The 3,279-nt window shown below is 39.7% G+C and carries 5 protein-coding genes and 1 pseudogene; 3 read left to right on the top strand and 3 right to left on the bottom strand.

Annotation, left to right across the window (positions count from 1 at the left end):
• Window positions 1–172 precede the first annotated feature (172 nt).
• The 3 genes from DYY66_RS15080 to DYY66_RS11390 are packed head-to-tail and all read left to right on the top strand — an operon-like array spanning window position 173 to window position 1,236.
• Complete coding sequence (locus DYY66_RS15080; RefSeq protein WP_255496457.1) at window positions 173–361, top strand: redoxin domain-containing protein; 189 nt, start codon at window positions 173–175, stop codon at window positions 359–361.
• Entirely contained in the window at window positions 301–630 is a 330-nt protein-coding gene (locus tag DYY66_RS11395) for a redoxin domain-containing protein (RefSeq protein ID WP_255496456.1), read from the top strand. Before DYY66_RS15080 ends, DYY66_RS11395 begins: the two co-directional genes overlap by 61 nt.
• Before the next feature lie 54 nt (window positions 631–684).
• On the top strand, window positions 685–1,236 hold the full coding sequence (locus DYY66_RS11390; protein ID WP_166289478.1) for a pyruvoyl-dependent arginine decarboxylase: 552 nt from the start codon (window positions 685–687) through the stop codon (window positions 1,234–1,236).
• A gap of 923 nt (window positions 1,237–2,159) precedes the next feature.
• Here the strand turns inward: DYY66_RS11390 and DYY66_RS11380 are convergent.
• The 3 genes and pseudogenes from DYY66_RS11380 to DYY66_RS11370 all read right to left on the bottom strand — a co-directional run.
• Window positions 2,160–2,585, bottom strand: a pseudogene (locus DYY66_RS11380) (hypothetical protein); the annotation flags it as partial.
• A gap of 32 nt (window positions 2,586–2,617) precedes the next feature.
• Window positions 2,618–2,773 (bottom strand): hypothetical protein, encoded by a 156-nt coding sequence (locus DYY66_RS11375; protein ID WP_166289469.1) that lies wholly within the window; start codon window positions 2,771–2,773, stop codon window positions 2,618–2,620.
• Window positions 2,774–2,921: 148 nt separating this feature from the next.
• A partial coding sequence (locus DYY66_RS11370; RefSeq protein WP_166289466.1) for a M3 family metallopeptidase occupies window positions 2,922–3,279 on the bottom strand: 358 nt, incomplete at its 5' end.

Here is a 3,279-nt window from a genome sequence, read left to right as displayed (position 1 = left end):
GAAAGAAAGTCGAGGTGCTTGGATGGAAAAATGCCGCAGGCGCCAAAAAGGCAATATCTGCTGGAATAAAACTATACAAAAAGACCTTCAAAAAGTAGTTTTCCTGTTTAATTCCCTGATAAAAAAATCCAAACAAAAATGGTATTAACCTGTATTACAAATTAGGTATATCATGAATGAAGGAGATAATGCACCAGATTTTGAACTTGTATCACATGATGGTACGACTGTAAAATTGAGCTCTTTTCAGGGCAAGAAAAATGTGGTCTTGTGCTTTTACCCTAAAAACCACCTGTTTGCATGTCCCTCAAAAAAAGTATTCCAGATGGCAGAGGCAACAATTGCTGCTTATCCCAGATAAAAGAACACGACGCTGAGCTCTTTGCAATCTCTATAGATACAGTACAGGATCAAAAAAAGTTTGTAGAAGAATATGGGGTACCATATAGTCACCTAAGTGATACAGCAAAAACTGTCTGTAAAGCCTATGCTGGACTAAATATCGCAGGACTTGCAAAACGATCTACTTTTGTGATTGACAAGAATGGCAAAGTTGCAAAAATTTTCAGAGAGATCAGTCCTGAAAGACATGGCCAAGAAATAATTTCGTCATTGCAGAACTTGAAATAATTCGATTTTCATAGATTCAATATATTTTTAAAGATGTGAGTTAAGACTTGATTTGTGCTAGATTTAGTAGCCAAGAAAATTTTCCTTACTAAAGGTAAGGGCGTTCACGCTGATAGGCTAACAAGTTTTGAATATGCATTGCGAGATGCAGGAATTGCCGGAACAAATTTGGTTTTAATATCCAGTATATTTCCACCTGGCTGCAAGGTTATCCCAAAAGCTGAAGGGCTGAAGTTGATAAGACCTGGCAGCGTTACCTTTGCAATCTATTCAAGACAAGAGAGCAATGAGCCACACCGATTGATGGCCGCATCTGTTGGAATTGCAGAGCCCAAGGACAAGACAAAGTATGGCTATCTCTCAGAATATGTCTCATTTGGAGAGACTGAAAAAGAGGCAGGTGACTATGCAGAAGACATTGCAGCACAAATGCTTGCATCATCACTTGGAATTTCATTTGATGTCAACAAGAGCTGGGATGTGAAAAGACAACAATGGAAGATATCTGGACAAATCTACAAGACTCGAAACATAACACAGAGTGCAGTCGGTGACGCAAAAGGTCAATGGACTACGGTATTTACAGCAGCGGTATTAATTCTCTAAATTTTATCTTCGTTTCATAAACAAGTACACTGCAGCTCCGCCTGCTGCAACGATTCCAATCAAAACGTAAATGGAATAGTTGTTAGAAACTTTTGGAACAGGTGGTGGGGATGTGTCGTTACCCTGTGTATAGTCTGATGGCATGGTATTGCCCAAAGTCAGAGAAGCTTGGTCACTTGTGACTGATGTATCTTTTCCAAACAAGTATACTGCTGATACCCTTTGTCCGTATTCTGGGTCTATTATCCACCCTGACTTTGTCAGGTCTGTTGGAAACTTTTGACCATCCTTGATTGAACTTGGAGTCAAATCTCCACCGTGGTTTGTAATTGCGATGTTTTGATTTGATATTGCGGTTACATCTAAAATGGAATTCAAGGGGAAGAATCCAACATCAAAGTAAGATGATCTTTGAAGCTTGTCAACTCCAAACAGTTCAAGTGGCTTGACTGTGGTGACTGGACCGGTGATTGGTACTTGTTTTGATACTTGTAATTGATAGAGCAACGCTCCTTGTCCTGGAGTGATGACAAACGTTACAGTGGAATTGGAATCCTGTGCCATCTTTTGTGCTGCATTGAAAAATCCTCCGTCATCACGAATTTGTTTTGGAATCAAGATTGCAGTCAATCCATCAAAAAGATATGATGAATCAGGTCTTGACATTGTGTATATGACAGATATTGTCCTGTTTCCAGATACTACACCGGATGTACCTAGTGCACTGCTCAGGTCTCCTTTTGGATTGACATAGACGCTGTTAAACTGTGCATTTGTTGCAAACGCCTTGTTTATGCTGCCAATAAGACTGTCTCCGACTTGTTGTGCATCTTTTTGGATGGTATTGATATTGTATGTTTCAATAAGTGCTGGTGACACGATGTTTACTATGACACATCCTTGATCTTGGATTCCAAGAACANGTTAAACTGTGCATTTGTTGCAAACGCCTTGTTTATGCTGTCAATAAGACTGTCTCCGACTTGTTGGGCATCTTTCTGGATGGTGTTGATATTGTATGTTTCAATAAGCGCTGGGGAGATGATGTTCACTATGATACATCCTTGGTCTTGAATTCCGAGAACGCAATCTTGTGCATTTGTAATTACAACTGATGTTACATTTGCAGTGTTTTGTACTTTCAAGCTTAGATCTGCTGGAACTCGCATCTCAACTGGACTTGTTGATGCCAAGGTGACAAACGCAGTGGTCTTGTTTTGTACTTTTTCATCAACTAGTATGTGAGCTGTTTCACGGTATGACGCAAGTTGTGGTTGTTGTGCAGATACGGAAACAAATGTAGTCAAAAGTAACGCGAAAATTATTGATAACGAAAGAAGACTTTTCAATTACAGCAGTTTTTTGAAATCGAACTATTAAGTTATTCTCTTAATTTTTCTATTTTTATTGCAAACCTCTGAAATGGCTCTTCCTTGTAGTGGCTTTTACAGACAAGCATCGTCTGCTGTGGGTCTGGTCCACAATCATAAGTGATCAAGTACTCGGGTTCTTTATTGCAGCATCGTGGATATTTCACTTGGCAAGTAATGGTCGTCATAAAATAAAATAGTTCTCGATCTAAACTCTAGGTTTAAATTATAATGTGTGCATAAAGCCATTGACATCGGTTCAAACCGTAGGGGAACATTGCCTGGCAGTTGGGGGCGCTTGACTGCCAGGCGCTTTTAATTAATAACTTTGGAGAGTCTTTCTGTCTGATTTTTGATGTACTCAAAACCTTCTTGCCAGAAACTCTCAGATGCAATGTCAATTCCATGCTCCTTGAGCAGGTCTTCTGGTTTTTTAGAGCCACCTGCAGCAAGTATGTCTACGTAGGTTGAGGCAAATCCTCTGCCCTCTTTTCTGTATCTCTGGTATAGTGACAGCGACAACAAGTTACCAAATGAATACGAATAGCAGTAAAACGGAGAATGGTAAAAGTGTGGTATGCATGTCCACTCTGCTCCAAAATCAGGAGTAATCTCCACCGAATTGCCAAACTGATCCTTTAAGGTCTTCATGTATTCTGACGTGATATCTTGA

It is taken from the genome of Candidatus Nitrosotalea sp. FS (genome assembly GCF_011319475.1).
Classification (GTDB): domain Archaea; phylum Thermoproteota; class Nitrososphaeria; order Nitrososphaerales; family Nitrosopumilaceae; genus Nitrosotalea.
The sequence above is the reverse complement of the archived record's forward strand: the minus strand, read 5'-3'. Positions and strand labels throughout refer to the sequence as shown.

What these genes read in the sequence shown, in the direction of transcription:
- DYY66_RS15080 (WP_255496457.1), top strand. Translation starts at nt 173, where the DNA reads ATGAATGAAGGAGATAATGCACCAGATTTTGAACTTGTATCACATGAT.
- DYY66_RS11395 (WP_255496456.1), top strand. Translation starts at nt 301, where the DNA reads ATGTCCCTCAAAAAAAGTATTCCAGATGGCAGAGGCAACAATTGCTGC.